General features: G+C 69.0%; 25 protein-coding genes. 16 read left to right on the forward strand and 9 right to left on the reverse strand.

Annotated features, from left to right (window positions below; all coding sequences use genetic code 11):
• Positions 1–51: 51 nt before the first annotated feature.
• The gene (gene sigJ, locus Q9G87_RS25815; protein WP_305919045.1) at positions 52–996 is read left to right on the forward strand and encodes an RNA polymerase sigma factor SigJ; all 945 of its coding nucleotides are present in this window, start codon (positions 52–54) and stop codon (positions 994–996) included.
• A gap of 94 nt (positions 997–1,090) precedes the next feature.
• Positions 1,091–2,368: an NAD(P)/FAD-dependent oxidoreductase gene (locus Q9G87_RS25820; protein WP_305919046.1), complete on the forward strand. Its 1,278-nt coding sequence runs from the start codon at positions 1,091–1,093 to the stop codon at positions 2,366–2,368.
• Between the two features lie 95 nt (positions 2,369–2,463).
• Here the strand turns inward: Q9G87_RS25820 and Q9G87_RS25825 are convergent, their stop codons facing one another.
• The gene (locus tag Q9G87_RS25825; protein ID WP_305919047.1) at positions 2,464–2,904 is read right to left on the reverse strand and encodes a DUF4396 domain-containing protein; all 441 of its coding nucleotides are present in this window, start codon (positions 2,902–2,904) and stop codon (positions 2,464–2,466) included.
• Positions 2,905–3,361: 457 nt separating this feature from the next.
• Here Q9G87_RS25825 and Q9G87_RS25830 point away from each other — a divergent pair, with 457 nt between their 5' ends.
• Genes Q9G87_RS25830 through Q9G87_RS25850 form a run of 5 tightly spaced genes read left to right on the forward strand, consistent with a single transcriptional unit; the run spans position 3,362 to position 9,264 of the window.
• Positions 3,362–4,981 carry an ABC transporter substrate-binding protein gene (locus tag Q9G87_RS25830; protein ID WP_305919048.1) on the forward strand — a complete coding sequence of 540 codons (1,620 nt, stop codon included), beginning with the start codon at positions 3,362–3,364 and terminating at the stop codon, positions 4,979–4,981.
• Positions 4,981–5,952, forward strand: coding sequence for an ABC transporter permease (locus Q9G87_RS25835; RefSeq protein WP_305919316.1), 972 nt, complete (start codon positions 4,981–4,983; stop codon positions 5,950–5,952). The genes Q9G87_RS25830 and Q9G87_RS25835 overlap by 1 nt, the downstream gene beginning before the upstream one ends.
• On the forward strand, positions 5,949–6,800 hold the full coding sequence (locus tag Q9G87_RS25840; protein ID WP_305919049.1) for an ABC transporter permease: 852 nt from the start codon (positions 5,949–5,951) through the stop codon (positions 6,798–6,800). The genes Q9G87_RS25835 and Q9G87_RS25840 overlap by 4 nt, the downstream gene beginning before the upstream one ends.
• On the forward strand, positions 6,797–8,494 hold the full coding sequence (locus Q9G87_RS25845; RefSeq protein ID WP_305919050.1) for an ABC transporter ATP-binding protein: 1,698 nt from the start codon (positions 6,797–6,799) through the stop codon (positions 8,492–8,494). Before Q9G87_RS25840 ends, Q9G87_RS25845 begins: the two co-directional genes overlap by 4 nt.
• Positions 8,495–8,508: 14 nt before the next feature.
• Positions 8,509–9,264 carry a (2Fe-2S)-binding protein gene (locus Q9G87_RS25850; RefSeq protein WP_305919051.1) on the forward strand — a complete coding sequence of 252 codons (756 nt, stop codon included), beginning with the start codon at positions 8,509–8,511 and terminating at the stop codon, positions 9,262–9,264.
• 109 nt (positions 9,265–9,373) lie between these two features.
• Here the strand turns inward: Q9G87_RS25850 and Q9G87_RS25855 are convergent, their stop codons facing one another.
• Entirely contained in the window at positions 9,374–9,994 is a 621-nt protein-coding gene (locus Q9G87_RS25855) for a DUF305 domain-containing protein (RefSeq protein WP_305919052.1), read from the reverse strand.
• Positions 9,995–10,635: 641 nt separating this feature from the next.
• Complete coding sequence (locus Q9G87_RS25860; RefSeq protein WP_305919053.1) at positions 10,636–10,845, reverse strand: heavy-metal-associated domain-containing protein; 210 nt, start codon at positions 10,843–10,845, stop codon at positions 10,636–10,638.
• A 149-nt stretch (positions 10,846–10,994) separates the two neighbouring features.
• Here Q9G87_RS25860 and Q9G87_RS25865 point away from each other — a divergent pair, with 149 nt between their 5' ends.
• From Q9G87_RS25865 to Q9G87_RS25880, 4 genes are all read left to right on the forward strand, one after another.
• Positions 10,995–12,173: an NAD(P)/FAD-dependent oxidoreductase gene (locus Q9G87_RS25865; protein WP_305919054.1), complete on the forward strand. Its 1,179-nt coding sequence runs from the start codon at positions 10,995–10,997 to the stop codon at positions 12,171–12,173.
• A 79-nt stretch (positions 12,174–12,252) separates the two neighbouring features.
• Positions 12,253–12,624: a BlaI/MecI/CopY family transcriptional regulator gene (locus Q9G87_RS25870; protein ID WP_305919055.1), complete on the forward strand. Its 372-nt coding sequence runs from the start codon at positions 12,253–12,255 to the stop codon at positions 12,622–12,624.
• The gene (locus Q9G87_RS25875; protein WP_305919056.1) at positions 12,621–13,574 is read left to right on the forward strand and encodes a M56 family metallopeptidase; all 954 of its coding nucleotides are present in this window, start codon (positions 12,621–12,623) and stop codon (positions 13,572–13,574) included. The genes Q9G87_RS25870 and Q9G87_RS25875 overlap by 4 nt, the downstream gene beginning before the upstream one ends.
• Positions 13,575–13,617: 43 nt before the next feature.
• Positions 13,618–14,496 carry a F510_1955 family glycosylhydrolase gene (locus Q9G87_RS25880; protein WP_305919057.1) on the forward strand — a complete coding sequence of 293 codons (879 nt, stop codon included), beginning with the start codon at positions 13,618–13,620 and terminating at the stop codon, positions 14,494–14,496.
• Positions 14,497–14,663: 167 nt separating this feature from the next.
• On the opposite strand, the gene Q9G87_RS25885 is transcribed toward Q9G87_RS25880, so the two are convergent.
• Positions 14,664–15,236: a TetR/AcrR family transcriptional regulator gene (locus tag Q9G87_RS25885; protein WP_305919058.1), complete on the reverse strand. Its 573-nt coding sequence runs from the start codon at positions 15,234–15,236 to the stop codon at positions 14,664–14,666.
• A 92-nt stretch (positions 15,237–15,328) separates the two neighbouring features.
• Between Q9G87_RS25885 and Q9G87_RS25890 the strand changes: the two genes are divergently transcribed.
• Positions 15,329–15,523 carry a hypothetical protein gene (locus Q9G87_RS25890; RefSeq protein WP_305919059.1) on the forward strand — a complete coding sequence of 65 codons (195 nt, stop codon included), beginning with the start codon at positions 15,329–15,331 and terminating at the stop codon, positions 15,521–15,523.
• Positions 15,524–15,528: 5 nt separating this feature from the next.
• The gene (locus tag Q9G87_RS25895) at positions 15,529–16,050 is read left to right on the forward strand and encodes a hypothetical protein (protein WP_305919060.1); all 522 of its coding nucleotides are present in this window, start codon (positions 15,529–15,531) and stop codon (positions 16,048–16,050) included.
• On the opposite strand, the gene Q9G87_RS25900 is transcribed toward Q9G87_RS25895, so the two are convergent.
• From Q9G87_RS25900 to Q9G87_RS25920, 5 genes are all read right to left on the reverse strand, one after another.
• Entirely contained in the window at positions 16,004–16,627 is a 624-nt protein-coding gene (locus tag Q9G87_RS25900) for a MarC family protein (RefSeq protein WP_305919061.1), read from the reverse strand. The two genes, Q9G87_RS25895 and Q9G87_RS25900, sit on opposite strands and share 47 nt — an antisense overlap.
• 216 nt (positions 16,628–16,843) lie before the next feature.
• Positions 16,844–19,069, reverse strand: coding sequence for a heavy metal translocating P-type ATPase (locus Q9G87_RS25905; RefSeq protein ID WP_305919062.1), 2,226 nt, complete (start codon positions 19,067–19,069; stop codon positions 16,844–16,846).
• 21 nt (positions 19,070–19,090) lie between these two features.
• A complete protein-coding gene (locus Q9G87_RS25910) occupies positions 19,091–20,062 on the reverse strand; it encodes a hypothetical protein (protein WP_305919063.1) in 972 nt (323 codons plus the stop codon).
• Positions 20,059–20,268, reverse strand: a complete 210-nt coding sequence (locus Q9G87_RS25915; RefSeq protein WP_305919064.1) for a heavy-metal-associated domain-containing protein — start codon at positions 20,266–20,268, stop codon at positions 20,059–20,061. The genes Q9G87_RS25910 and Q9G87_RS25915 overlap by 4 nt, the downstream gene beginning before the upstream one ends.
• A 26-nt stretch (positions 20,269–20,294) precedes the next feature.
• The gene (locus tag Q9G87_RS25920; RefSeq protein WP_305919065.1) at positions 20,295–20,576 is read right to left on the reverse strand and encodes a metal-sensitive transcriptional regulator; all 282 of its coding nucleotides are present in this window, start codon (positions 20,574–20,576) and stop codon (positions 20,295–20,297) included.
• Between the two features lie 208 nt (positions 20,577–20,784).
• On the opposite strand from Q9G87_RS25920, the gene Q9G87_RS25925 reads away from it, so the two are divergent.
• From Q9G87_RS25925 to Q9G87_RS25935, 3 genes are all read left to right on the forward strand, one after another.
• Positions 20,785–21,021 carry a hypothetical protein gene (locus Q9G87_RS25925; RefSeq protein ID WP_305919066.1) on the forward strand — a complete coding sequence of 79 codons (237 nt, stop codon included), beginning with the start codon at positions 20,785–20,787 and terminating at the stop codon, positions 21,019–21,021.
• Between the two features lie 108 nt (positions 21,022–21,129).
• Complete coding sequence (locus Q9G87_RS25930; protein ID WP_305919067.1) at positions 21,130–22,551, forward strand: MFS transporter; 1,422 nt, start codon at positions 21,130–21,132, stop codon at positions 22,549–22,551.
• A gap of 239 nt (positions 22,552–22,790) precedes the next feature.
• Positions 22,791–23,735: a C40 family peptidase gene (locus Q9G87_RS25935; RefSeq protein ID WP_305919068.1), complete on the forward strand. Its 945-nt coding sequence runs from the start codon at positions 22,791–22,793 to the stop codon at positions 23,733–23,735.
• Positions 23,736–23,806: the final 71 nt, after the last annotated feature.

Here is a 23,806-nt window from a genome sequence, read left to right on the forward strand (position 1 = left end):
TGGCCGTGCAGATCAGGGCGCGCCGCACGCCGTGCGGGCTAGGATCGGGCCATGCCCTTGACCGCGGACGACGTCGACCGGTTCGAGGTCTCCAGGCCGCGCATGGAGGCCATCGCCTACCGCCTCCTCGGCTCCGCGGGCGAAGCGGAGGACGCCGTGCAGGAGACGTTCCTGCGCTGGCAGGCCGCCGACATCGACCGCATCGAGGTCCCCGAGGCCTGGCTGACGAAGGTCCTCACCAACCTGTGCCTCAACCAGCTCACCTCCGCACGGGCGCGCCGCGAGACCTATGTGGGCCAATGGCTTCCCGAGCCCCTGCTCGCCGGGGATCCGATGCTCGGCCCGGCCGACACCGCCGAGCAGCGCGAATCGGTCTCCTACGCGGTCCTCACCCTCATGGAGCGTCTCTCCCCCAACGAGCGGGCGGTTTACGTGCTGCGGGAGGCCTTCGACTATCCGCACCGGGAGATCGCCGAGATCCTCGACATCACCGAGGCCGCCAGCCAGCAGATCTTCCACCGCGCCAAGAAGCACGTCGCGGACGGCAAGGCCCGCACCGAGATCGACAAGGCCGCCGCCCGGCGGATCGTCGAGGAGTTCCTGGCGGCCGCCACCAGCGGCCGGACCGAGCCGCTCGTGCGCCTGCTCACCCAGGACGCCATCTCGATCGGCGACGGCGGTGGCAAGGTTCCGGCCCGCGCCAAGGCGTTCGAGGGCGCCGTCGCGGTCGCGAAGTTCCTGCGGGGCCTGTTCAAGCCCAGCGAGGCCAAGCGGGCCCTGGCCGGCGGCGTGCCCGAGATCTACGCCTGGACCGCCAACGGCGACCCCGCCGTCGTGGCCGTCGTGGACGGGCGGGTCATCGGCGTCATGTGCCTGGATGTCACCGCTGAGGGCATCGTCGCGTTCCGCAACCAGGTCAACCCCGACAAGCTCGAACGCGCGACCGCGCACTGGGCGGGCGTCGACCACGGGGAGCCCCTGTTCAACGGCTTCTGACCGCTTGTGTGAGGTGCTTCACATCGCGTTCCTGTCAGGAAACGGCGGGCCGCCCGGTTCAAGGGGCAAACCCGCGCACGACAGGAGCAAGGACATGCAGCACCGCATCGTCGTCCTCGGAGCCGGATACACCGGAGCCGTCGCCGCCGGCCGCCTCGCCAAGCGACTCCGCCGCGAGGACGTTGCCATCACCCTCGTCAACGCCGAACCCGACTTCGTCGAACGCGTCCGCATGCACCAGTTGGCGACCGGACAGGACCTCAAGCCCCGGCCGTTCAGCGAGATGTTCGCGGGCGCCGGCGTCGAGCTGAGGCTCGCGAAGGTCACCGGCGTCGACGTCGACCGCAAGACCGTCACCGTCATCGACGCGAACGGCGCAGGCTCGAACGCGCCCGAGTCCGGCGCAGCCTTGATCGCGCCCGAGTCCGGCGCAGCCTTGATCGCGCCCGAGTCCGGCGCAGAAGAACTCGCCTACGACACGCTCGTCTACGCCCTCGGCAGCGGCTGGAACGCCCAAGGCGTCCCCGGGACCGCCGAGCACGCCTATGAGATCGCCAGCCGTCCCGGAGCACTCCGGCTGCGCGAGCGCCTGGCCCACCTCGATGCCGGGCAGACCGTGGTCGTCGTCGGCGGCGGCCTCACCGGCGTGGAAGCCTCGACCGAGATCGCCGAGGCCCGCCCGGACCTCGACGTCGCCCTCGCCGCCCGCGGCGGCCTCGGCGACTGGCTTTCCCCCAAGGGCCGCGAGCACCTGCGGAAGGTCTTCGGCAAGCTCGGGATCACCGTGCACGAGCACGCCGCCGTCACCGGCGTCGAAGCCGACCGCATCGCCACCGCCGACGGGACGGCCATCCCGGCCGCGGTCACCGTGTGGACCGCCGGCTTCGCGACCCACCCGATCGCGAAGGCGACCTCGCTGGAGGTCACCGGCAGCGGCCAGATCGTGGTCGACGGGACCATGCGTTCGGTCTCACACCCGGACGTGTACGCCGTCGGCGACGCGGCCATGGTGATGGGCCCAGGGGACAAGCCGCTGCGGATGTCGTGCGCCTCGGGAATTCCGACCGCGTGGCAGGCCGCCGACGCGATCGCGGCGCGCCTGACCGGCGGGAAACTCCCGAACACGCCGATCCGCTACTTCAACCAGTGCATCTCACTGGGCCGCAAGGAGGGTTTGATCCAGTACGTCACCGCCGACGACCGCGCCGTACCGGCGGTCCTGGCCGGACGGCTCGCCGCCGTCTACAAGGAGCTGGTCTGCAAAGGCGCCGCCTGGGGCGTGGCCAACCCGATGCTCGGGCTGCCGACCCGGCGCCGCCGCGTCACCCGGGAGCGGACCGCGGCGGGCTCAGCCGTCAAGGCGCCGGCGTAGAGCACGACGCGAAGCAAGCGCCCTCGATGCGAGGGCGCTTCGCTGTCGGTCTTTCGCGCTACCGCTCGTAGCAGAGGCCTCAAGAGTGCGGGTCGTCAGTGGTGGTAGGCGTGAATGACCGCATGCCCCTTCCCCCGTCCGATGATCCACTTGTTGATCGGCCACGTGACGAGGAACGCGACCAGCAGCGCAAAGGCCAGCGCACCCCAGAACAACACAGACGCGAGACCGGCGTCCATGGCGCCCGGAACGATCACCATGACGCCGTTGTCGACGATCTCCATGACGAGGATTGACAGCGTGTCCGCGGCCAGCGCGAGCCGCAGCGCCTTACGCCAGTCCACGCCGGCGCGGAACAAGCCACGCAGCGTGAGCGCGTACCCGAAGATGAACGCCAGGACGACGGCCAAGATGATGCTGGGCACGTCATGCCAGCCCAGCGCGGTGGCGATCACCATGCCGAGGACCTCGCCAATGGCGCAACCGGTGAGGCAGTGCAGCGTCGCCGACGCGGCCGCTCCCCAGGTCACCTTCATCCGGTGTGCTTCATGATCGCCGCCCTGGGAGTGGCCGTGATCATGCGAGTCGTGATCCTGGTGTTCATACCCAGCGTGGTGAATTGATTCAGACATTGCTACCTTCTAGGTCGATCAAGCGCATCTGGGCGCCAAATTTATACCCCGCTAGGGTATAGACGCAAGTAGAGGTCACGGCAGGCGGAAGCCTGCATCTACGATGATCAATAGGAAGCATCGTTTCGCGACCGTTACGGACGGTCGGCCAACAGCCTCTTCCCGGCCGCTCGACCACGCTTCTGACCCACATAGAAGCAGGTCAGAGGCATAGATGGCCTCACAAAGGAGCCGTGCAGCCGATTTACGGAGTTTACATATTGGGCACTTGTATCTACGGAAAACCTCTATAGAGTCGCATGAAACACCCGTTCGCCCACTGCGGCGGCGATCTCGACCTCTTATACCCCCGGGAGGTTCCGTGTACCGGCAATCGAGGATGTTCATCGCGATGGCGGCCGCACTCTGGTTAGCTCTGGCCGGGTGCGGCGCGGGTACCGAGCCTCCGCAGAGCGGGAAGACCTCCGCTGCCGCCAAGAGCGTGACGATCGCCATCTCCTCGGATGAGGGGACGCTGACCCCGTTCACCAACCAGACCGGTTATCCGGGGAACAACCTGGTGAAGCTGATCTTCGACACGCTGGTCATCGTCCAGGGCGACGGGGTCACCCCGCTGCTGGCCAGGCAGGTCCAGACCACCGACAACAAGATCTTCACCATGCCGCTCAGGCAGGGCGTCACCTGGCACGACGGCAAGCCGCTGACCGCCGACGACGTGGTGTTCAGCGTCGAGTTCTACAAGAAGCACCTGGAGGGTGACTCCTCGATCGACGTGCGGCCGGTGGAGAGTGTGACCGCGAGCGGCGACACCGTGACACTGACCCTCAAGGCGCCCGATCCGGAGTTCCCGCGGCGCATTCTGGCCGACATGGCGATCTTGCCCAAGCACCTGTGGGAGTCGGTGGAGAAGGTCGGCGAGGCCGGGACCGACAAGGCGATCGGCACCGGCCCGTACAAGCTCACGCAGTACGACAACGCCCGCGGCTACACGCTGACCGCCAACGCCTCCTACGCCATGGGCAAGCCGAAGGCCGACACCGTGAAGATCGTGGTCATCCCGGAGGAGTCCACGCAGTTCGCCGCTCTGCGCACCGGCGAGATCCACCTGTCCACCCGTATCGTGCCGCCGCAGCAGCTCCAGGCGCTGGAGCGGCAGCCGAACATCGGCGTGGTGAAGGGCACCGAGTTCGCCTCGACCCTGCTGGCCTTCAACACCACCAGGGCCCCGTTCGACAAGCCGGAGGTCCGGCGCGCCCTGGCGAAGGCGATCGACGTGACCGACCTGGTCAAGACGGCCCTGCTCGGCCAGGGCACGCCCGGCAACCCGGGCTTCATCCACGCCGAATCCCCCGTCAAGCCTGACAGCCTCGCCCCGCTCTACGACGTCGACGCGGCCAAGCGTGAGCTCGACGCGCTGGGGGCCAAGCCGGGCGCCGACGGGATCCGGGTGCTCGACGGCAAGCCCATGTCGTACGAACTGCTGGTCCAGAGCACCTCCACCGACCGGCTGCGCAGCGCGGAGCTGATCCGCGACATGCTCAAGGCAGTGGGTGTGGCCGTGAAGGTGTCCTCGCTCGACCCCGACTCGCTGGATGCGAAGGTGTGGCCCGACTACGACGTACGCAAGGGCCGCAACTACGACATGTCCATGTGGGGCTGGTCCGCTCCGGTGATGCTGAGCAGCGGCACCATTGCGCAACTGGTCGCCTCGGATCCGGAGGACGGCTCCCTCAACGTCGTCGGTTTCAAGGACGACCAGGTCGATTCCGTCGTGAAGACCCTGACCTCGGCCCCTACCATGGAGGACAGGACGGCGGCGGCCAAGCAGCTCCAGGCGCAGATCGCCGAGCAGATGCCGTTCCTGACGCTCTACTACCGCAACGGCGCCTACGCCTTCCGCAAGGACGTCTACAGCGGCTGGGCCTGGCAGAACGGCTCGGCGGTGCTCAACAAGTTCTCCCTCGTCGAGTTCAAGCCGTGATGCCGTGGCGATATGCGGTGGGCAGGCTGGCCGAGTACGCCGCCGTGCTGGCGGTGGCGCTCACGCTGAACTTCGCCCTGCCCCGCGCCCTGCCGGGCGGCCCGCTGAAGTCGTTCGGCAGCCCGGAGGCGCTCGCGAGGCTGACCGACGACGAACGGGCGCAGATCGCCACCCAGTACGGCTTCGGAAAGCCCCTGCACGAGCAGTTCCTCGACTACCTCGGCGGCGTCTTCACCCTCGACCTCGGCACATCCCTGTCCGACGGACGGCCGGTGACACAGGCGCTGGGCGAGGCGTTGCCGTGGACGTTGCTGCTCGTGGGCACCAGCATCATCTGCACTGCGCTGGTGGGCGTGACGTTCGGTGTGCTGGGTGCGCTGCGCCGGCGCGAAGGCAAGGGTTCGGGACTGCTCGGCACGGCCATCGTGCTCGACTCGTTTCCCCAGTTCTGGCTGGGGATGCTGCTCATCGTCCTGTTCGGCGTGCAACTCCAGTTGCTGCCGACCTTCGGGGTGTCGGGCGTCGAAGGCGTGACGGTCTCCGGGGTGTTGCTGCATCTGATCCTGCCGGTGACCACCATGACGCTGACCGGGATGGGCTACCTGTTCCTTTACACCCGCTCGTCGCTGCTGACGGTGTTGACCAGCGAGCCGATCCAGCACGCGCACGCCCGAGGCGTCCCTTATGGGCGGCTTGTCAGGCGGCATGCGTTGCGGCCCGCCCTGCTGCCCGTGCACACGATCCTCATGATGGAGATCGGCTTCCTGGCCGCGGGCTCGATCGTGGTGGAGACCGTCTTCGCCTATCCGGGGCTCGGCCGGCTGACCTTCGACGCGATCACGGCCCGCGACTATCCGCTGATGCAGGGCGCGTTCCTGGTGCTGACGCTGATGGTCGTGCTGATGAACGCGGTGGCCGACGCCACGTACCCGCTGCTCGATCCCCGCGCCAGAACCGGAGGCGGCCCATGATGTTCCTGCGCGCCCCCCGCCGCAGCCTCCTCGGCACGCAAGGGCTGATCGGCGCCTGCATCCTTGTCGCGATCGTCGGCGTCGCCCTTTACGGCACGGTGCTGCCCGACGACGCGGGCCGCGCCCGGGTGGCGCAGCCCTACGCCCCTCCCGGAGCGGGGCTGCCGCTCGGAGCCGACGATCTCGGCAGGAACCTCCTCGACCAGCTCATCGTCGGCGCCGGCACCTCGCTGAGCCTGGCGTTCATCGTCGCCGCGGCCACCACCGCGCTCGCGGCGCTGGTGGGCGGGGCGGCCGGGATCGGGCCGCGGTGGTTGTCGGCCACGCTGATGCGCGGCACGGACGTCATGCTGGTGCTGCCCGAGCTGATCCTCTACATTCTCGCGGCGGCCTTCCTCGGCCAGTCCTTCGGCACGCGGGTGACGATCCTGGCCCTGATCCTCTGGCCGGTCCCGGCCCGGGTGCTGCGGGCCGCCGTGCTGACCGCCTGGTCGCGGGGCCATCTGGAGGTGGCCCGCGCGATGGGGGCGCCCCGCTGGTGGCTGCTCCTGCGGCACGGCTCCTACCTGATCGGGCCGCTGCTCATCCCGGTCTTCGTCCGTACGGCGATGCGTGCCGTCATCTACGACGCGACCCTGTCGTTCCTCGGCCTCGGGGACCCGACCGCGCCGAGCTGGGGCACCACGCTGTTCTGGGTGCAGACCAACGGCGTGTTCCTGTCGGAGGCCTGGCTGTGGTGGGCGCTGCCACCGGGCGCCGCGATCACGCTCACCGTGCTGGCCCTCGCCCTCATCGGCATCGCCGTCGAGGAACGGCTCAACCCCGCGCTCAGGGAGGCCGGCCGATGACGCTGTCACTGCGCGATCTCACGATCAGCTACGGGGACCTGACCGCGGTGGACCGGATCAGCCTGGACGTCGCGGAGGGCGAGGTCGTGGCGCTCGTGGGCGAGAGCGGCTGCGGCAAGACCTCGCTCGCCCGCGCCCTGCTCGGGCTGCTCCCCCGCACCGCTTCCGTCACCGGTTCCGCGCAGCTGGGCGAGGACGAGCTGGCGAGGCGTACCGACTGGAAGGACATCCGAGGCCGCCGGGTCGCCATCGTGCCGCAGGGCGCGATGTCCGGCCTCAGCCCGGTGCACCGGATCGGCGCCCAGCTCACCGAGATGCTCACCCTGCACGGCGGCCACGCGGACCCGGCCGAGCTGCTGGAACGCGTCGGCCTCCAGCCGGCCATGCTGCGGTGTTATCCGCACGAGCTGTCCGGAGGCCAGCGGCAACGGGTCGCGATCGCCCTGGCCCTGGCGGGCGAGCCGCGGCTGCTGATCGCCGACGAGCCCACCACGGGGCTGGACGCGATCACGCAACGGCAGGTCCTCGCCCTGCTCGCGGGTCTCGGCACCACCATGCTCATCGTCTCGCACGACCTCGCCGGGCTGATGCCGTACGCGGACCGGGTCGCGGTCATGTACGCGGGCCGCCTCGCCGAGGTGCGCCCGGCCCGCACGCTGGCCGCCGAGCATGCCCACCCCTACACGGCGGGCCTGCTGACGGCGACGCCTGTCGCGGACCGGCAGGTGCCGTGGGGCAGCATCCCCGGCTCCGCGCCCGCCCTCGACCTGCTGCCGAAAGGGTGCCGGTTCGCCCCGCGCTGTCCCCTGGCCACCAGCCTGTGCAGCGAGGAAGCACCGCCGCTGCGCTCGCACGGCCCGGCGCAGGTAGCCTGTCACCACCACGACAAACCGGCATTCCCAGTGGTGCCGCGAGGCGACCATCCGCTGGGAGCTCCGGTGGTCCGCGTGGCCGATGTCCATCATCGCTACCGGACGCGAACCAGGACCGTGGAGGCGCTGCGTGGCGTCGATCTCGACATCCACGCCGGAGAGATCGTCGCGCTGGTGGGCGAGAGCGGCTCCGGCAAGAGCACGCTGGCCAGGATCATCCTCGGCTTGCTGCGCCCGGCCGGCGGCCGGGTCGAGATCGCGGGTGAGGACCTGACCACGCGGCGAGGCCGTGCGCTGCGCCGCCTCCAGCAGCGGATCGGCTTCGTCCACCAGGACCCTTACGACGCGCTCCACCCCGGGATGCGCGTCGCGAGCCTGGTGGCCGAACCCTTCGTGACGACCGGCGCACCACGGGAACAGCGAGCCAAGCGGGTGCGGGAGGCGGTGAGCGCCTCCGGGCTGCCGGTGTCGGACGAGTTCCTGCAGCGCTTCCCCGGTCAGCTGTCGGGCGGGCAGCGGCAGCGTGTGTCCATCGCCAGGGCGCTCGCCGCCGATCCCCTCCTGCTGGTCGCGGACGAGGCCACCTCGATGCTGGACGTCTCCACCCGCGCCGGCATCGCCACCACGCTCCGCACGCTGGCCGTCGATCGCGGGCTCGCCGTCCTGTTCGTCACCCACGACCTGGGCGAGGCGGTGCAGTCGTGCGACCGGATCGTGGTGCTGCGCAACGGCGCCGTCGTCGAGCACGGCCTGTCCGCCCACCTCGCCAGCGCACCTTCCCATCCGTACACGGCCCAACTGCTTGAAGCAGCTCAGACCTGACAAGGACGGACAGAGTGACGGACGTCTTCGCACGCCTGGAATCCTTCGGCGACCGCTTCCGCCTCCAGCGCGGTCTCGCGCCGGGAAAGGATTGGATCGCCTGCGACCGGCTGCTGGATCCGTGGTCCGGCGAGCTGAAACAGGTGCTCGACGCCGAGCGACGGGCCAGCGGCCAGGTCTCCGATCACGCGACCGCACTGACCGTGATGGCGGTGTACGCGGGCACCGTGACCGCGGCCGCCGTGCTGGCCTGGGCCGTCGACGGCGTGGTGATCGACATGCGCCCGCACAACGTCGCCATCCGGCTCTCCCCGCATCACGGCTTCGAGGGCGTCGGGCTGCGCGAACCCACCGTCACCGACGCGCCCGTGGAGACCCTGGTCACGTGGGTGCTGGACGACCACCTGCTGCCCCTCGCCCAGGCCATGCACGTCCGCACCCGAGCCGGGTTGCGCCAGCTCTACGGCGGCGTGGCCCACGGCTGCGCGGCCGCCTTCTGTATCGCGAGCCGGCGCGGCGGCGACGTCGACCAGCTGGAGAGCGCCTACCAGACCTTTCTGACCGCCGCCACCGGCGGGCTCGACCGCCTCGGCGAGGTGATCCGGCTCGCGGAAGGTGGCCGGGAAGGACTCTTCTACCTGCGCAACACCTGCTGCCTCTACTACACCTCGGCGGAGAAGGTGAAGTGCTCCAGTTGCTGCCTGGACACCGTCGAAGACCGCGTGGCGAACTACCGGCGGGTGCTCGCCGACGGTGTAGTCCCACATTGATGGGTTGGGGGATCAATGTCCGAGCCCTGCCCATCACACCCGGCAAACTGCTGTAGCAACGCATCTGCGTCCCCGCCCGGGCGCAGGTCACGCCCGGGCGGGTCAGACATCAGAGCCGATCAAGGATCTTCTGAAGGTCCTCCACCTCGGCTTGCTGAGCGGTCTCGATGGTCTTGGCCAGTTCCTTGGCCTCCGGGTTCGAGCCGTCGGTCTGCTCGGTGCGGGCCATCTCGATCGCTCCGTTGTGGTGGGCGATCATCTGCTGGGCGAACAGCTTGTCGAACTCCGTGCCCTTGGCCGCCTCGAGCTTCTTCATCTCCTCCTCGGACATGACACCCGGCATCTCATGGCCCATGCCATGCCCCATGTCACCCTCGGGCGCGGCCTTGCCCCACCCGGTCAGCCAGGCCTTCATGGTCTGGATCTCCGGGTCCTGAGCAGCCTTGATCTTGACGGCGAGCTCCTTGATCTCCGGATCGCTCGCCCGCGTCGCCGCCAGGTCGGCCATCTCGACCGCCTGCTCGTGATGCGGGATCATCATCTGCGCGAACGTGACGTCCGCGTCGTTGAAGGCGGCGGCCGGCGAAGAGCTGGCAGGGGTGGCGGCAGGCGCACTGCTACTGCTCATCCCCTCATGTCCCGCCATGGAGTCGCCGTTACTCCCGCAGGCGGTCAGCAGAGCGAGGGCACCCGCGGCAGCGGCGAAGGACAGCTTGCGGTTGATACGCATGGTCGTTTGATCTCTCGATGTTGTCGGAACTTTCGGCCTGTCGCGAACGGCCTCAGAGCTCGTCCGCAGGTCATTGGCCTATATGCGCAATATCGAGAGACTTGCCAGATTCACTGACGTGGGCTTCGGCGGAGGGCGAGCGACCTGCCGCACCGGTGGCACCGCCCCACTGCTGCCCCCGAGTCGTCGCCGCACTCGGACCCAGGCAGCGATCAACAGCACGACCATGAGTGAGGACAGGATGGCCAGGCACACGCTGGTCGGGTCGAGTCCGGGCCTCTTCTGCTCGGGAACGAATGCCTGCAGTCCCGCCGGAACGGTGAGAGGGGGCTCTTGAGCGACGCCCATGCCGTGGGCATCCGGCGGCGAGCCAGCGTGCCGGCCGTCCACGTGTCCCAGGGTGTGCATGCCGCCCACGCCTAGGGCGAGGGCGACGAGCAGGAGACCGCGCGCGACCCGCAACGCGAGGCGTCGCCGTACGACTCCCATCAGCCCTCCCCTGGTGATCGACGTATTCCGAGTCCCATAGTACTAACGAGTCTCGTAGTACTGGCCGAAGCCGGCCGGGTGCCGTCATGAGGAGGTACGGACCCCGGCCGGCCACCGTTCACCAATAGAAGCCGCTTCCACCGGGCATCAGGTCAGGCGGAGGTCAGCTCGTAGCCCGCCTCCTCGACAGCGTCGCGGACAAGCGCCTCGTCAATGGGCGCGTGCCCCGTCACGGTCACCTTGCCGGTGGCGAGGTCCACATCCACGGCCGTCACGCCAGCGATCTTGCCGACCTCGGACTTGACACTGCCGACGCAGTGGCCACAGGTCATTCCGCTCACAGTGTACGTAGCGCTGGTCATCTCAACCTCCTCAATCAATACCCCCAACGGGTATCTGTCGCTCGCACAATACGCCAGCAATGCCACCCCGAACAACCCTAACCCCCTAGGGGTATATGAGACGTAAATCACGCCAACGGCTTATACCCCCTGAGGGTATTCTCCTTCGCATGAGAGAGCTGAATGTCATCGCGGTCGTCGGAGCGTCCCTGGCCGGTCTGCGCGCCGTCCAGGCGCTGCGACGAGAGGGCTTCGACGGAACGATCACACTGATCGGCGCGGAAAGGCATCTCCCCTATAACCGCCCTCCCCTGTCCAAGAGCATGCTCAAGGGCGACGACGAGATCACGCTGCCCGGCGTGGAGGAACTCGGCGACCAATGGTTGAAGGGACGGCACGCGATCGGGCTGAACGCCGCGGAGCGGCGGCTCACCTTGGACGACGGTTCGGAGGTCCGCTACGACGGGCTGGTCATCGCCACGGGCGCCCGCCCGCGACGCCTTCCCGAGCACCCGGAAGGCGTGCACACTCTGCGCACGATCGAAGATTCGCTCGCCTTGCGCGCCGAACTGGCTGCCGAGCCCGGCAACGTGGTGGTCATCGGCGGCGGGTTCATCGGCGGGGAGGTCGCCTCGACCGCCCGCTCCCTCGACCTGCCGGTCACCCTCGTCGACGCGTCCCCGTACCCGATGGAGAGGATCCTGGGCACAGAGGCGGCGCGCTGGCTCGCAGGCCATCACCGGGACAACGGCGTCGACCTGGTGAGCGAGACCCGCGTGACCGGATTCGACGGAACCGGACGGGTGCGAGGGATACGCCTGAGCAACGGCCACACCCTTCCCGCCGATCTGGTGATCGCGGGCATGGGCGTGGTACCGAACACCGACTGGCTGGAGGGCAGCGGGCTGACACTGAGCGACGGCGTGGTCTGCGACGAGCGCCTGTTCGCCGTAGGGGCGCCGGACGTGGTGGCCGCCGGCGACGTCGCCCGCTGGCCACACGGCCTGTACGGCGGCGCGCTCGTCCGCGTCGAGCACTGGTCGAACGCCAACGACCAGGGCGCCGTCGCGGCGCTCAACCTGCTGGCCGGACCCGAGAACGCCAAGCCGTTCGCCGACCTCCCGTCCTTCGCCACCCATGTGCACGGGGCCCGCGTCCAGATCGCCGGCCTGCCGCACCTGGCCGACACCAGCCGCGTCGTCGCCGGATCGCCGGAGGAGAACCGCTTCGCGGTGGCCTTCGCCAGAGATGGTTTGCTCGTAGGCGCGGTCGCGGTGAACGCCCCCAAGGACCTGATCCGCGTCAAGCGCGCCATCGTGGCCGGCGACCGCCTGGACACCCTGGCATAGCGCGAAAGCACGCCTACTCGCTTGTCTACGACCGCCGGTAGCATCAAACGAACGGCGGGTAGAGGGGACTGGTAAAAAGGTGCGTGGTCTGGGGGAGCTCGAATCCGCGATCATGGATCGCATGTGGGCCACCAACGCGCCCGCCTCGGTGAGGGACGTCCTGGAGCACCTGCGGAAGAACCGCGCCTTGGCCTACACGACGGTGATGACCGTGATGGACAAGCTCCACACCAAGGGCCTGCTCAAGCGCAAGCCGGTCGGCCGGGCGTACATCTACGAGGCGGTGTCGTCGAAGGAGGCCTACACCGCCGACGTGATGCGCGAGTCCCTGGCCAAGAGCGGCAACAGGGCTGCCACGTTCGTGCACTTCCTCGAACGGCTTACCCCTGAGGAGGCCAGTGCCTTGGAGGCGGCGCTCCAGGTGTACCCGCCGAGGGGACGCAGCTCGTGACGGTCGCGATCGCCCTCGCGGTGTACGCGGCTTTCGCCGCCGTGGCGCTGCCGCGGCTGCTGCGGCGGGCCGCTTGGACCGACCGAGCGCCCCGGCTGGCCATCGCCATGTGGCAGGCGGCGGGCGCCTCGGTGGTGGCCTCGGTGTTGCTGTCAGCGTTCGCCATCGCCGTCCCCGCCTCCGTGGTGGGGCACGGCCTGGCCGCGCTGTTCGAGGCCTGCGCAGCCCTGCTGGGCCACGGAGCGACATTGAGCACGACGAGCGCCCGGATCGGCCTCCTCATCGGTGGACTGGTCCTGGCGCGGCTTGCCTATACCGGTGGAACCGTCCTACTGGGCACGTGCCGCGGACGACGACGGCATGCCGAGGCCCTCGCCCTGCTCGGCAGGCATGACCACGACCTCGACGCGCTCGTGGTCGACTACGAGGAGCGCCTGGCGTACTGCCTACCTGGCCGGAAGGGGCACGCCGTCATCACCACCGGGGCGCTGCGCTCGCTGGCGCCGGAGCAGGTCGCCGCCGTGCTCGCCCATGAGCAGGCACACCTGCGCGGGCGCCACCACCTGGTGCTGGCCGCCGCCGAGGCCCTGGCGCGGGCGTTTCCCCGCATCCCGCTGTTCGATCAGGCGCGAGTCGAGATCACGCGCCTGGTCGAGCTGCTGGCCGACGATGAGGCCGCACGCCATCACCCGCGCATCCACATTGCGGCGGCCCTGGTCCGGCTGGCGACGGGACGAGTTCCCGCATTCGCGCTGGGCGCGGGCGGGGAAACGGCGCTTACCCGCGTCCGCCGGATGTTGCATCCGCAGGCGCCGCTCGACCGGCGCGAACGCCTCGCGGGGCTCTTGGCGGTGACGGCGCTGCTGGCCGGTCCCACCGCCCTGGCCGCGGCCCCGGGTGTGGGCGCGTTTCTCGCCCACCACTGCCATTCCTTCCTCATCACGCTTTGATCTTCTACGAAGGGCGATAGTAGCGGGTAGTAGACTCGCGCCCATGAGGTGTGTGAGTCGGCGGCTGCGCACAAGCGCCGCAGGCGTGGCGCTTGTGGCGGCCCTAGCGGGCTGTGGTCAAGCGGCGCCGGAGCACGGCGGGCAGGCCGACCCCGACGTGGGTGTGGGCCATGTCCACGGACTCGGCCTCGATGTCGCTGACGGCAGCCTCTACGTCGCGGGACACCACGGACTGTTCAAAGTCACGTCTCCGACGACGATCGCCCGGGTCGCCGACCGCGACCAGGACCACATGGGCTTCACCATCGCCGGCCCGAAGACCTTCTTGGCCAGCGGGCACCCTTCCGCCGAGGACGTCTCGCCGGAACGCCCACCGCACCTCGGCCTCATCAAGTCGACGGACGCGGGTGTCACCTGGAAGGTGATCTCGGCGGACGGCTCCGCGGACTTCCACTCCATCCAGCCAGCCGGCGACAACCTGTACGCCTTCGACAGCCAGACCTCGAAGGTCTGGCGAAGCTTCGACGGCGGCGCCACCTGGACGCAGGGCACCGAGGAGAAGGTGATCGACCTCGGGGCCGGCGCCGAACAGCCCTCGCGCATCTACGCCACCACACCAGACGGGCTGAAGGTGAGCGAGGACGGCGGCGTGAACTTCACCGACGTGGCGAAGGCACCCCTGCTCAGCCACGTGGACGTGCTCCCCGGCGAGGTGCTGGTTGGGGCCGGAGCCGACAGGAAGATCCACACCAGTGAGGACGGCGGCAAGAGCTGGTCGGCCGTCGGCGAGCTCCCTGGCCAGGCGGCCGCGTTCACGGCCGTGAACCGGCAGCGCCTGCTGGCCGCCATGGAGGACGGGACGGTCCTGGATTCCAAGGACGGCGGCAAGACCTTCACCACGGCATTCGCCCCTACCGGCTGAGCGCCGCCGTCAGACGGCCAGACTGCGATGCCGCCCGCCTGCCGAGGAGGAATGCGCCAGGTACCGCCTTCTCGATCGCTTGATGATCAGGATGGCTCCGACCGGCGCGGCGAAGTCGCCGGCCGGGACAGCCACCGCGTCGACCAAGGACACGGCCGCCGGCTGGGCTACCTCAGCAAACCAGTCAGGATGACCTTGACGAGTCGGCGGGTGGCGGCCTCGGACGGCAGTTCACCGGCCGCCGATACGGCGTGGAGGCAGTAGGTTGCGAGCTCGTCCGGCGCGACGTCATCGCGGAACACCCCGCTCCGCACGCCTTCCGCCAAGACGTCCCGGATCATGTCGTGGAGCTGTCGCTGTGCTCGCGCAACCTGCTCGTCGCGGTGCAGGTGCACCATGAGCGCACCATCGCCGTGCCCCCGGGACCGCTGGGTGATGTGCGCGTATGCCTCCAGCACCGCTCGCAGCCGCGTGTCAGGGCCGCCGGCCCGGTCGCGGACACGGGCGAGCTGTCCGAGATGAGCGGTGATCTGCCGTTCGTGCCAGGCGAGCAGGATCGATTCCACGTCCGGGAAGTACTTGTACAAGGTCGCGCGCCCGATCCCGGCCTGCTCCGCGATCTTGGACATCGTGACCGACCGCAGCCCATGCTCGGCCACGAGCGCCGAAGTGCGGTCGAGGATCGCATCATGTACATCACGGCGATGCGCCTCGATCGTCTCATTCCACAGCCGCGGCATGCTTTGAGCATACGCCATAAAAGGATCAATACATACTGTATTGTCATAGACGGTATGTTTCGTAAATATGGGGCTACGCAGGCCGACAATCCATGGAGGACAGCCATATGGCTGATGAACGCGACCGAGCCGACGGCGATGTCGGCATGCCACGCTGGGTGAAGGTGACGGGGATCATCGCTGCCGTTCTCGTCCTGCTCTTCGTCGTGTTGATGCTCACAGGCGAGCACGGGCCCGGGCGTCACTCGGCTGCGACGTCGGCGGTCGCAGAACTCGTCACCTCATGAGGACCATGGCGCCCCCGCTCCGCAAACTGGTCCTCACCACGCACATCACCTCTTCGGTGGGCTGGCTCGGCGCGGTCCTCGCCTTCCTGGCCCTGGCTGTCATCGGCTTGACCAGCCAGGACGATCAGACCGTACGAGCCGTCTACCTGGTGATGGAGCCGGCCGCCTGGTACGCCCTCATCCCGCTGGCCGTCGCCTCGCTGCTCACCGGCCTCGTCCAGTCCCTGGGAACCACGTGGGGCCTGTTCCGGCATTACTGGGTCATCTTCAAGCTCCTGATCAACGTCGGCGCCATCGTCGTCCTGCTGATGTACACCGAGACGCTCGGCTATCTGGCAGGCCTCGCAGCAGCACCGGACACCGACGTGGGCCTGCTGCGAAACCCCTCCGTCCTCATCCACACCGTGCTCGCCCTGATGCTGCTGCTGGCGGCCACCGTGCTGGCGGTGTACAAGCCGCGCGGCCGCACGCGATATGCGCTCAGGACACGCCCCACCGCAACCAGAACTGCAGCGCCCCAGCGATGAGCTGAACAGCGATCGCCGCAGCCAGAAGTCCCATGATCCGGGTGACGAGATTGAGACCGTTGTCCTTGAGCAGGCGTCCGATGAACGGAGAGAAACGCAGCGTCAGCCAGGTCAGCAGCAACGCCGCAGCCAGAGCCAGCACGACGGCCGCCACGGCCGGAGCGCTGCCGGCCTGCTCCACGTAGAGCATGGTCGCTGCAATCGCACCCGGTCCGGCCAGCATCGGCGTACCGAGCGGGACGAACGCCACCGCGCCGCTCTCAGCGTCGGCGCGTTTCCGCGCGCAATCCGCTTTGAGGAGGTCGAGCGCGATCAGCGCCAGCAGCGCGCCGCCGGCGACCTGCAAGGCTTGGAGCGAGATGCCCAAGGCGTCGAGCAGATGGTTTCCGGCGACGGCGAAGACCGCCACGATCCCCGCGGCCACGAGCACCGAGACGCGGGCCGTCCGCCGTTGGGCCGACGGGCTCTGGTGCCGCGTCAGCGTCAGGAACACCGGAATCGCGGCGAGCGGATCGAAGATGACGAGCAACGTGACGAAGGCCTGCACGAAAAGGCTGGAAGACATGGTGCGCCCCACGGGTGACCGGATTGGCCCCGTCCACCTGCGGGAGCGCTAGACGGACGGGCTGGGCCTGGTGACCGTGGGGTGGCAGGGCACCGTCCAGCGCAGCCACGCGGCACTGCTGTCGTTCATGACCCGTACCTCCTCGGCCGCCTCAACCCGGCGCTCTTTTCGCCTATTCCAAAGGGATGGCTCCGTCGCCGATCGGCGACGGAGCCATTCCGAGTCGTTCTACTTAAAGCGGCGCAGCCGCAGGCTGTTGCTCACCACGAAGACGCTGGAGAACGCCATCGCGGCACCCGCGATCATCGGGTTGAGCAGGCCGAGCGCGGCCAGCGGCAGGGCGGCCACGTTGTAGGCGAACGCCCAGAACAGGTTGCCCTTGATCGTGGACAGCGTCCTGCGCGACAGCCGGATCGCATCGGCCGCCACCCGCAGATCACCCCGCACCAGCGTCAGATCGCTCGCCTCGATGGCGGCGTCGGTGCCGGTGCCCATCGCCAGCCCCAGATCGGCCTGGGCCAGTGCGGCGGCGTCGTTGACGCCGTCGCCCACCATGGCCACGACCTTGCCCTCGTTCTGCAGTTCCTTGACGACGTCGACCTTGTCGGCGGGCAGCACCTCGGCGATCACCTCGTCGATGCCCACCTCGGCCGCCACCGCCTTGGCCACGGCCTCGTTGTCCCCGGTCAGCAGAACCGGGGTCAGGCCCAGCTTCCGCAGCTGTGCGATGGCCTCGGCGCTGGTCGGCTTGACCACGTCGGCCACCACGAGCACCGCCCGCGCCTGGCCGTCCCAGCCCACCGCGACCGCGGTACGGCCGGCGGCCTGGGCGGCGTGCAGCTTTCGTTCCAGGTCGGTGGTGAGGTGCTGTGACCACTCCTCTAGCAGCCGGGGCCGGCCGACCAGCACCGCGTGCCCGTCGACGATGCCCTGCACGCCGAGCCCTTCGACGTTGGCGAAGTCCTCCGGCGAAGGGAGATTGCCGACCCGGGCGGCGGCACCCTTGGCGATGGCCTGGGCGATCGGGTGCTCGGAGGCGTGCTCCAGCGCTCCCGCCAGGCGCAGCACCTCCTCCTCGCTCTCGCCTTCGGCCACGTGCACGTCAACCAGGGTCATCTTGCCTTCGGTGACCGTGCCGGTCTTGTCCAGCACCACGGTGTCGATGCGGCGGGTGGACTCCAGCACCTCCGGCCCCTTGATCAGGATGCCCAGCTGGGCACCCCGGCCGGTCCCGACCAGCAACGCGGTCGGCGTGGCCAGCCCGAGCGCGCACGGGCAGGCGATGATCAGCACCGCGACCGCCGCGGTGAACGCCGCGCCCACGCCGTCGCCGGTGCCGAGCCAGAAGCCGAGCGTGCCGAGAGCCAGCGCGATCACGATCGGGACGAAGATGCCCGAGATGCGGTCGGCCAGCCGCTGCACCTGCGCCTTGCCGGTCTGGGCATCCTCGACCAGCTTGGCCATCTGGGCGAGCTGCGTGTCGGCGCCGACGCGGGTCGCGCGGACAATCAGCCGGCCGCCCGCGTTGACGGTGGCTCCGGTCACGCTGTCGCCGACACCGACCTCGACCGGGACGGACTCGCCGGTGAGCATCGAGGCGTCGACCGCCGAGCTGCCCTCTTCGATCACGCCGTCAGTGGCGATCTTCTCGCCAGGACGGACGACGAACCGGTCGCCCACCGTGAGCTGCTCGACCGGGAGGCGCCGCCCGTCGGCCAGCTCCACCTCCTTGGCACCCAGTTCCAGCAGCGCACGGAGCGCGGCGCCCGCGCGGCGCTTGGAGCGGGCCTCGAAGTAGCGCCCGGCCAGGATGAACGCCGTCACCCCCGCCGCAGCCTCCAGGTAGATGTTGCCGGAGCCGTCGGTGCGCTCGATGGTGAACGCGAACGGGTGCGTCATCCCCGGGGTGCCCGCGGTGCCGAAGAACAGCGCCCACAGCGACCAGCCAAGCGCGGCGATGGTGCCGATCGAGATCAGCGTGTCCATCGTCGCGGCGCCGTGCCGCAGGTTGGTCCAGGCGGCCTTGTGGAACGGCCAGCCCGCGTACACCACCACAGGCGCCGCCAAGGTCAGCGACAACCACTGCCAGTTCGTGAACTGCAACGGCGGGATCATCGCCATCGCGATCACCGGCACCGCCAGCACAATGGAGGTGATGAGGCGGTTACGCAGCGGCTGGAGCTCGTCCTCCGGCTCCTGCTCGGCCGATTCCGCCTGGGGCGGGGCGGGCAGGGCGGCGGTGTAGCCGGCCTTCTCCACCTCGGCGATCAGTTGCTGCGCATCGACGCTCTCGGGGAAGGTGACCTTCGCCTTCTCGGTGGCGTAGTTGACCGTCGCGGTCACGCCGTCCAGCTTGTTGAGCTTGCGCTCGATGCGGTTGGCGCACGAGGCGCAGGTCATGCCGCCGATCGAGAGCTCGACCGCATTGGTCCGGTCATCGGTGAGGGAGGACATCACCGTTCTCCTTTCTCTCGCTCAGTGGCCGTGGTCGTCGCCGTGCCCGGAGGATGTGGGCGTGGGCGTGGGAGTCGGGGCCTCGGGGCGCTCGCCCGCGCCGAGCGTGAAGTCGGCCGTGCGGACCTTGCCGTCATGCTGGAAGTCCAGGAAGAGCCGGTAGTCACCGACACTGGGCACCTCGGCGTAGAAGACGATCTCGGGTCCGGCAGGGGTCTTGCCGTCGCCTGGCTCGCCGTCCGGGTGAACGTGCAGGTAGGCCAGGTCCCGGGCGCGCAGGGCCACCAGATGCCCGTAGGCGCCGAGGTAGGGCTGCAGGTCCGTCACGGGCTTGCCGTCCTTGCTGACCTTGAGGGTGAGCTTGCTGGATTGCCCAGGTGTCAGGTCGCCGTCGAGGGTGACAGTGTAGCCGTCCACTTCCGCCGTCCGGCTGACCTCGGGCAGGGCTTTGGGTGCGTAATCGCCGTCGACCAGCAGGTCTGTGCCGAGTGTCAGTCCGCTCCCCCCCGTGGGGACGAAGTCGGCGAAGGCGCGATAGGCGCCTGGGCCGTCCAGCGTGAGTTTCACCGACCAGATGCCATCGGGTGTCATCTCGGGGTGCAGGTGCTGGAAGCTGCCCAAATCCCGGGAGACCACAATCAAATGCAGCTTCTTATCGTGCTCAACCTTGTAGTCGGTGACCGGCTTGCCGTCAGGACCGGTCACGGTGAAACGGAAGTCCGTCGGCTCGCCGACCTTGATGGTGGTCAATGGGCTGAGGGTATAGCCGTTCTCGGACACTTGGAGCCCCCCAGGGGTATCGCTCTTCGCCTGCTCGGTGGCGTGCTCCCCGTGTCCCGCGCTCGCCGTCGGCGTCGCCATGGTCGTCATCGCGGCGTGGTCCTCGGCCTGGGGCGTTCCGACCGGCCCCACCACCTTGCCCACGCCCAGGGCGCCGCCGAAGACGACGGCGAGCCCCAGGACGTAGGAACCGAGCTTGACTGCGGTGTTCACGGGTTCGCCACCTCATATCCGGCCTCCTCGACCGCGGCGACGATCTTCGCCGGGTCGACGGGGGCGTCGCTGTCCACGGTCAGCAGCCCGGTGGCCAGGTCCACCTCGACGCTGGTCACGCCGGCCACTTCGCTGACCTCTTCCTTGACCGAGCTGACGCAGTGGCCGCAGGTCATGCCGTTGACGGTGTAGGTGGCGGTGCTCATGGCGATCTCTCCTTCGATCAATGCGGTCAGGAACGGACAAGTCTGGCGATGGCGTCGGAGGCTTCCTTGACCTTCGCGTCGGCCTCGGGGCCGCCCTTCTTCGTGGCCTCGGCCACGCAGTGGGCAAGGTGCTCTTCGAGCAACGACAGGGAGAACGACCGCAGCGCGCTGGTGGCCGCCGACACCTGGGTCAGGATGTCGATGCAGTATTTGTCCTCCTCGACCATGCGCTGCAGGCCACGGATCTGCCCCTCGATGCGACGCAGCCGCATCGCCTGCTCATGCTTGCTATCGCTGTATCCGGCCATGTCAGTCCTCCATCGGGTTCGTTGCCCGTGACAACACCATACCCCCCTATGGTATTCCTGACAACCCGAGGGGCGCACCTCCGCGACGCTGGGCGCCCTGCTGCCGACACTGCAGGCCCGATTCCCGTTGGGACCGGGACCGCCGGCGACCCTGATCGTCGCGGTCTGTTCCATCGCGTCGTCGCTCACCCAGCCCTTCTTCGGCGCAATGGCGAAAGATCGCAGCCTGAGGCTCGCCAGAGCGCCGGACGCACCGGCGAGCGCTGCGGGTATGGCCCTCGGCGTGTCGGTCGCCGTGGCGGGGGGCGCTGTACGTGGCCTCGGCCGACTCCAGGAGTTCGTGGGGCTCGGCATCGGGATGGCCATCGGATTCGCACTGGTCATCCCGGCGGCGCCGATCGCCCTGGCAGACCTGTGGCGGCACCCGGAAGCCGATCGGACTTGACATATACCCCCCGGTGGTATTGATTAGCCGCCGTCGCCTATACCCCCATCAGGTATAGGACGGCTGCTTAATACCCTACCCCGGTATGGACACTCGAGGAGATCACCCATGTCCGCACCATCCCCCCGGCGCTGGACCGCCCTGGCCCTGATCGCCACTGCCCAGTTCATGGTCATCATGGACACGTCGATCATCGGCGTGGCCCTCCCCCGCATCCAGGAAGACCTCGGCTTCTCCCAGGAGAACCTGTCCTGGGTGTTCAACGCCTACGTTGTCGCCTTCGGCGGGCTGCTCCTGCTCGGCGGCCGTCTCTCCGACCTATTGGGCGCCCGCCGACTCTTCGGGGCGGGCTGGCTCATCCTGCTCGCCGGCTCGCTGGTGGCCGGCATCGCCCCCGAGGTCTGGGTGGAGCTCACCGGCCGCGCCGTACAAGGCGTCGGCGCCGCCCTGATCGCCCCATCCGCCCTCACCCTCCTGATGATGCTGTTCGGCCACGACCCCAAGGAGCTCACCAAGGCCCTCGCCCTGTACGGCGCGGCCGCACCGGCCGGCGGCACCGCCGGAGTGTTCCTCGGCGGCGTCATCACCGAGTACCTCAGCTGGCCCTGGGTCTTCTACATCAACATCCCCATCGCACTCGTCGCACTGCTGGCCACCGGCCCGCTGATGCCCGCCGCCCGGCCCCAGCGCGGCTCCGTCGACATCACGGGCGCACTGACCGTCACCCTCGGCCTCGGCGCCGCCGTCTACGCCATCGTCCGCGCACCGGAGATCGGCTGGGGCTCCGCGCAGACCTGGCTCGCGCTGGCCGGCGCCGTGGTGCTGCTCGGGGCGTTCATCGCCATCCAAGCCCGCCGCCGCGAGCCGCTCATGCGCCTGTCCATCTTCCGCACCCCGAACCTCGCCGCCGCCAACCTCACCCAGCTGCTGCTCGGGGGCGCATGGATCCCGATGTGGTTCTTCCTCAACCTCTACCTGCAGCAGGTCCTCGGCTACAGCGCCTTCCCCAGCGGCGCCGCTCTGCTGCCGATGACCGTCCTCATCATGATCGGCATGATCGTCCTGGCGCCCCGGGCCATCAACCGGTTCGGCCCCAAGGCCACGACCGTTACCGGCCTGGCCCTGCTCGCCGCGGGCATGGGCTGGCTCGCACTGATCAGCCCGGACGGCAGCTTCGCCGCCGACGTCCTGCCCGCCAGCCTGGTGGCCGCCCTCGGCATGTCGCTGGCCTTCATCCCCTCCCTCGGCACCGCCATCTCCTCCGCCCGGCCTGAGGAAGGCGGCCTGGCCTCCGGCATCGTCAACACCAGCTACCAGGTCGGCTCCGCGCTCGGCCTGGCCGCCATGACCGCGGTCGCCGCCGCCAACGGCGCCGCACAGCTCGGCAACCTGCCCGCCCTGACCAGCGGCTTCTCCGCCGCGTTCATCGGAGCCGCCGGCATCGCCCTGGTGGGTGCGCTGCTCGCCGCAGCGACCCTGCGCTCCCCCACGTCCGTGCCCGCCGACGAGGTCGCGGCCTCGCGCGGCTGACCCTCCCCTCGCGGCGTGCCCCCGGCTCCGGCGCTCTCCGGAACCGGGGCACGCCGCCGACCATCGCGCCGTTATCCGCCTCGCCGTAAGGCAGGGCCGGCCGGTGCTATCGCAAGTAGTAGGCATCGGCCTGCGAATTACCGCGGTTGAGGCCAATCACTCCTCGCACTTCTGTAGCATTTCGCCCCAGATTGGGAGACTTACGAGGAGGCGTCGTAGTGCTGACCAGGCTTGGGCGAATGGCATTGACCGCAGCGCTGGCCTTGATCGCACTGACCTCGAACGCTCAAGCGGACCCGTCTCCCGCCAAGGCCAGGGCCAAGCTGGTCAAGCTCAACGAGCAGGCCGATCAGCTCGTCGAGCGCTACAACCAGGCCACGGAGACCTACAAGAAGGCCAAGAAGAAGTACGACGCCGTCAACGCCGAATTCCGCCGCACGGGCGCGCGGGCCGACGCCCTGCGCAGGGACGTCGTCACGGTGGCGGTCAACGACTACCAGATCGGCCCTTCGACGGGCTGGCAGCGGTTCGTCGCCCAGGGCAGCCCCGAGCAGATCCTCGCCGGAATAGCCACCCTCCAGCAGATCTCCCAGGACAGAGCGGAAAAGGTGCAGGCCTTCGACGCGACGACCAAGGAACTGCGCGAACGGCGCCAAGAGGCCCAGAAGACTCTGGCAGAGGCCGAAACCGCGCGCGCCAAGGCAGGCGACGAGAAGGCCAAGGTCGACAAGATGGTCGCCGAACAGACCAAGCTCCTACGCAGGCTGGGCGCCTTCCAAGCCGGCGACCCCAACAGCCCGGGCATCGAATACACCGGCCCCGCCTCCGGCAACACCCGCCTGGCACTCGAGTTCGCCTTCGCCCAGGTCGGCAAGCCCTACAGGTACGGCGGCACGGGTCCCGAATCCTACGACTGCTCCGGCCTCACCCAAGCCGCCTGGCGCAAGGCCGGAGTCGAGCTCCCCCGCACCACCTGGACCCAGTGGAGCTGGGGCGCCGACCGTCGCGTCCCCCTGGACAAGCTGGAGCCCGGGGATCTGCTGTTCAGCAAAGGGCTGGGACACATGGGCATGTACGCCGGCAACGGCAAAATGGTCCACGCGCCACAAACCGGAGACATCATCAAGGTGGTCGACCTCGACGACTACTGGCGCAACCGCCTACTCGGCGCAGTCCGCCCATGACAGTGCGGGCGACCATATGACCGACCTACGACGCCGGTCGCCGGCGGAGGTCGGCATCGGGGCTGGTGGCC

Source organism: Nonomuraea turcica, assembly GCF_030718205.1.
Classification (GTDB): Bacteria; Actinomycetota; Actinomycetes; order Streptosporangiales; family Streptosporangiaceae; genus Nonomuraea.

What these genes read in the sequence shown, in the direction of transcription:
- sigJ (WP_305919045.1), top strand. Translation starts at nt 52, where the DNA reads ATGCCCTTGACCGCGGACGACGTCGACCGGTTCGAGGTCTCCAGGCCG.
- Q9G87_RS25820 (WP_305919046.1), top strand. Translation starts at nt 1,091, where the DNA reads ATGCAGCACCGCATCGTCGTCCTCGGAGCCGGATACACCGGAGCCGTC.
- Q9G87_RS25825 (WP_305919047.1), bottom strand. Translation starts at nt 2,904, where the DNA reads ATGAAGGTGACCTGGGGAGCGGCCGCGTCGGCGACGCTGCACTGCCTC.
- Q9G87_RS25835 (WP_305919316.1), top strand. Translation starts at nt 4,981, where the DNA reads ATGCCGTGGCGATATGCGGTGGGCAGGCTGGCCGAGTACGCCGCCGTG.
- Q9G87_RS25840 (WP_305919049.1), top strand. Translation starts at nt 5,949, where the DNA reads ATGATGTTCCTGCGCGCCCCCCGCCGCAGCCTCCTCGGCACGCAAGGG.
- Q9G87_RS25845 (WP_305919050.1), top strand. Translation starts at nt 6,797, where the DNA reads ATGACGCTGTCACTGCGCGATCTCACGATCAGCTACGGGGACCTGACC.
- Q9G87_RS25855 (WP_305919052.1), bottom strand. Translation starts at nt 9,994, where the DNA reads ATGCGTATCAACCGCAAGCTGTCCTTCGCCGCTGCCGCGGGTGCCCTC.
- Q9G87_RS25860 (WP_305919053.1), bottom strand. Translation starts at nt 10,845, where the DNA reads ATGACCAGCGCTACGTACACTGTGAGCGGAATGACCTGTGGCCACTGC.
- Q9G87_RS25865 (WP_305919054.1), top strand. Translation starts at nt 10,995, where the DNA reads ATGAGAGAGCTGAATGTCATCGCGGTCGTCGGAGCGTCCCTGGCCGGT.
- Q9G87_RS25880 (WP_305919057.1), top strand. Translation starts at nt 13,618, where the DNA reads ATGAGGTGTGTGAGTCGGCGGCTGCGCACAAGCGCCGCAGGCGTGGCG.
- Q9G87_RS25885 (WP_305919058.1), bottom strand. Translation starts at nt 15,236, where the DNA reads ATGCCGCGGCTGTGGAATGAGACGATCGAGGCGCATCGCCGTGATGTA.
- Q9G87_RS25890 (WP_305919059.1), top strand. Translation starts at nt 15,329, where the DNA reads ATGGAGGACAGCCATATGGCTGATGAACGCGACCGAGCCGACGGCGAT.
- Q9G87_RS25895 (WP_305919060.1), top strand. Translation starts at nt 15,529, where the DNA reads ATGGCGCCCCCGCTCCGCAAACTGGTCCTCACCACGCACATCACCTCT.
- Q9G87_RS25905 (WP_305919062.1), bottom strand. Translation starts at nt 19,069, where the DNA reads ATGTCCTCCCTCACCGATGACCGGACCAATGCGGTCGAGCTCTCGATC.
- Q9G87_RS25915 (WP_305919064.1), bottom strand. Translation starts at nt 20,268, where the DNA reads ATGAGCACCGCCACCTACACCGTCAACGGCATGACCTGCGGCCACTGC.
- Q9G87_RS25920 (WP_305919065.1), bottom strand. Translation starts at nt 20,576, where the DNA reads ATGGCCGGATACAGCGATAGCAAGCATGAGCAGGCGATGCGGCTGCGT.
- Q9G87_RS25925 (WP_305919066.1), top strand. Translation starts at nt 20,785, where the DNA reads ATGGCGAAAGATCGCAGCCTGAGGCTCGCCAGAGCGCCGGACGCACCG.
- Q9G87_RS25930 (WP_305919067.1), top strand. Translation starts at nt 21,130, where the DNA reads ATGTCCGCACCATCCCCCCGGCGCTGGACCGCCCTGGCCCTGATCGCC.
- Q9G87_RS25935 (WP_305919068.1), top strand. Translation starts at nt 22,791, where the DNA reads ATGGCATTGACCGCAGCGCTGGCCTTGATCGCACTGACCTCGAACGCT.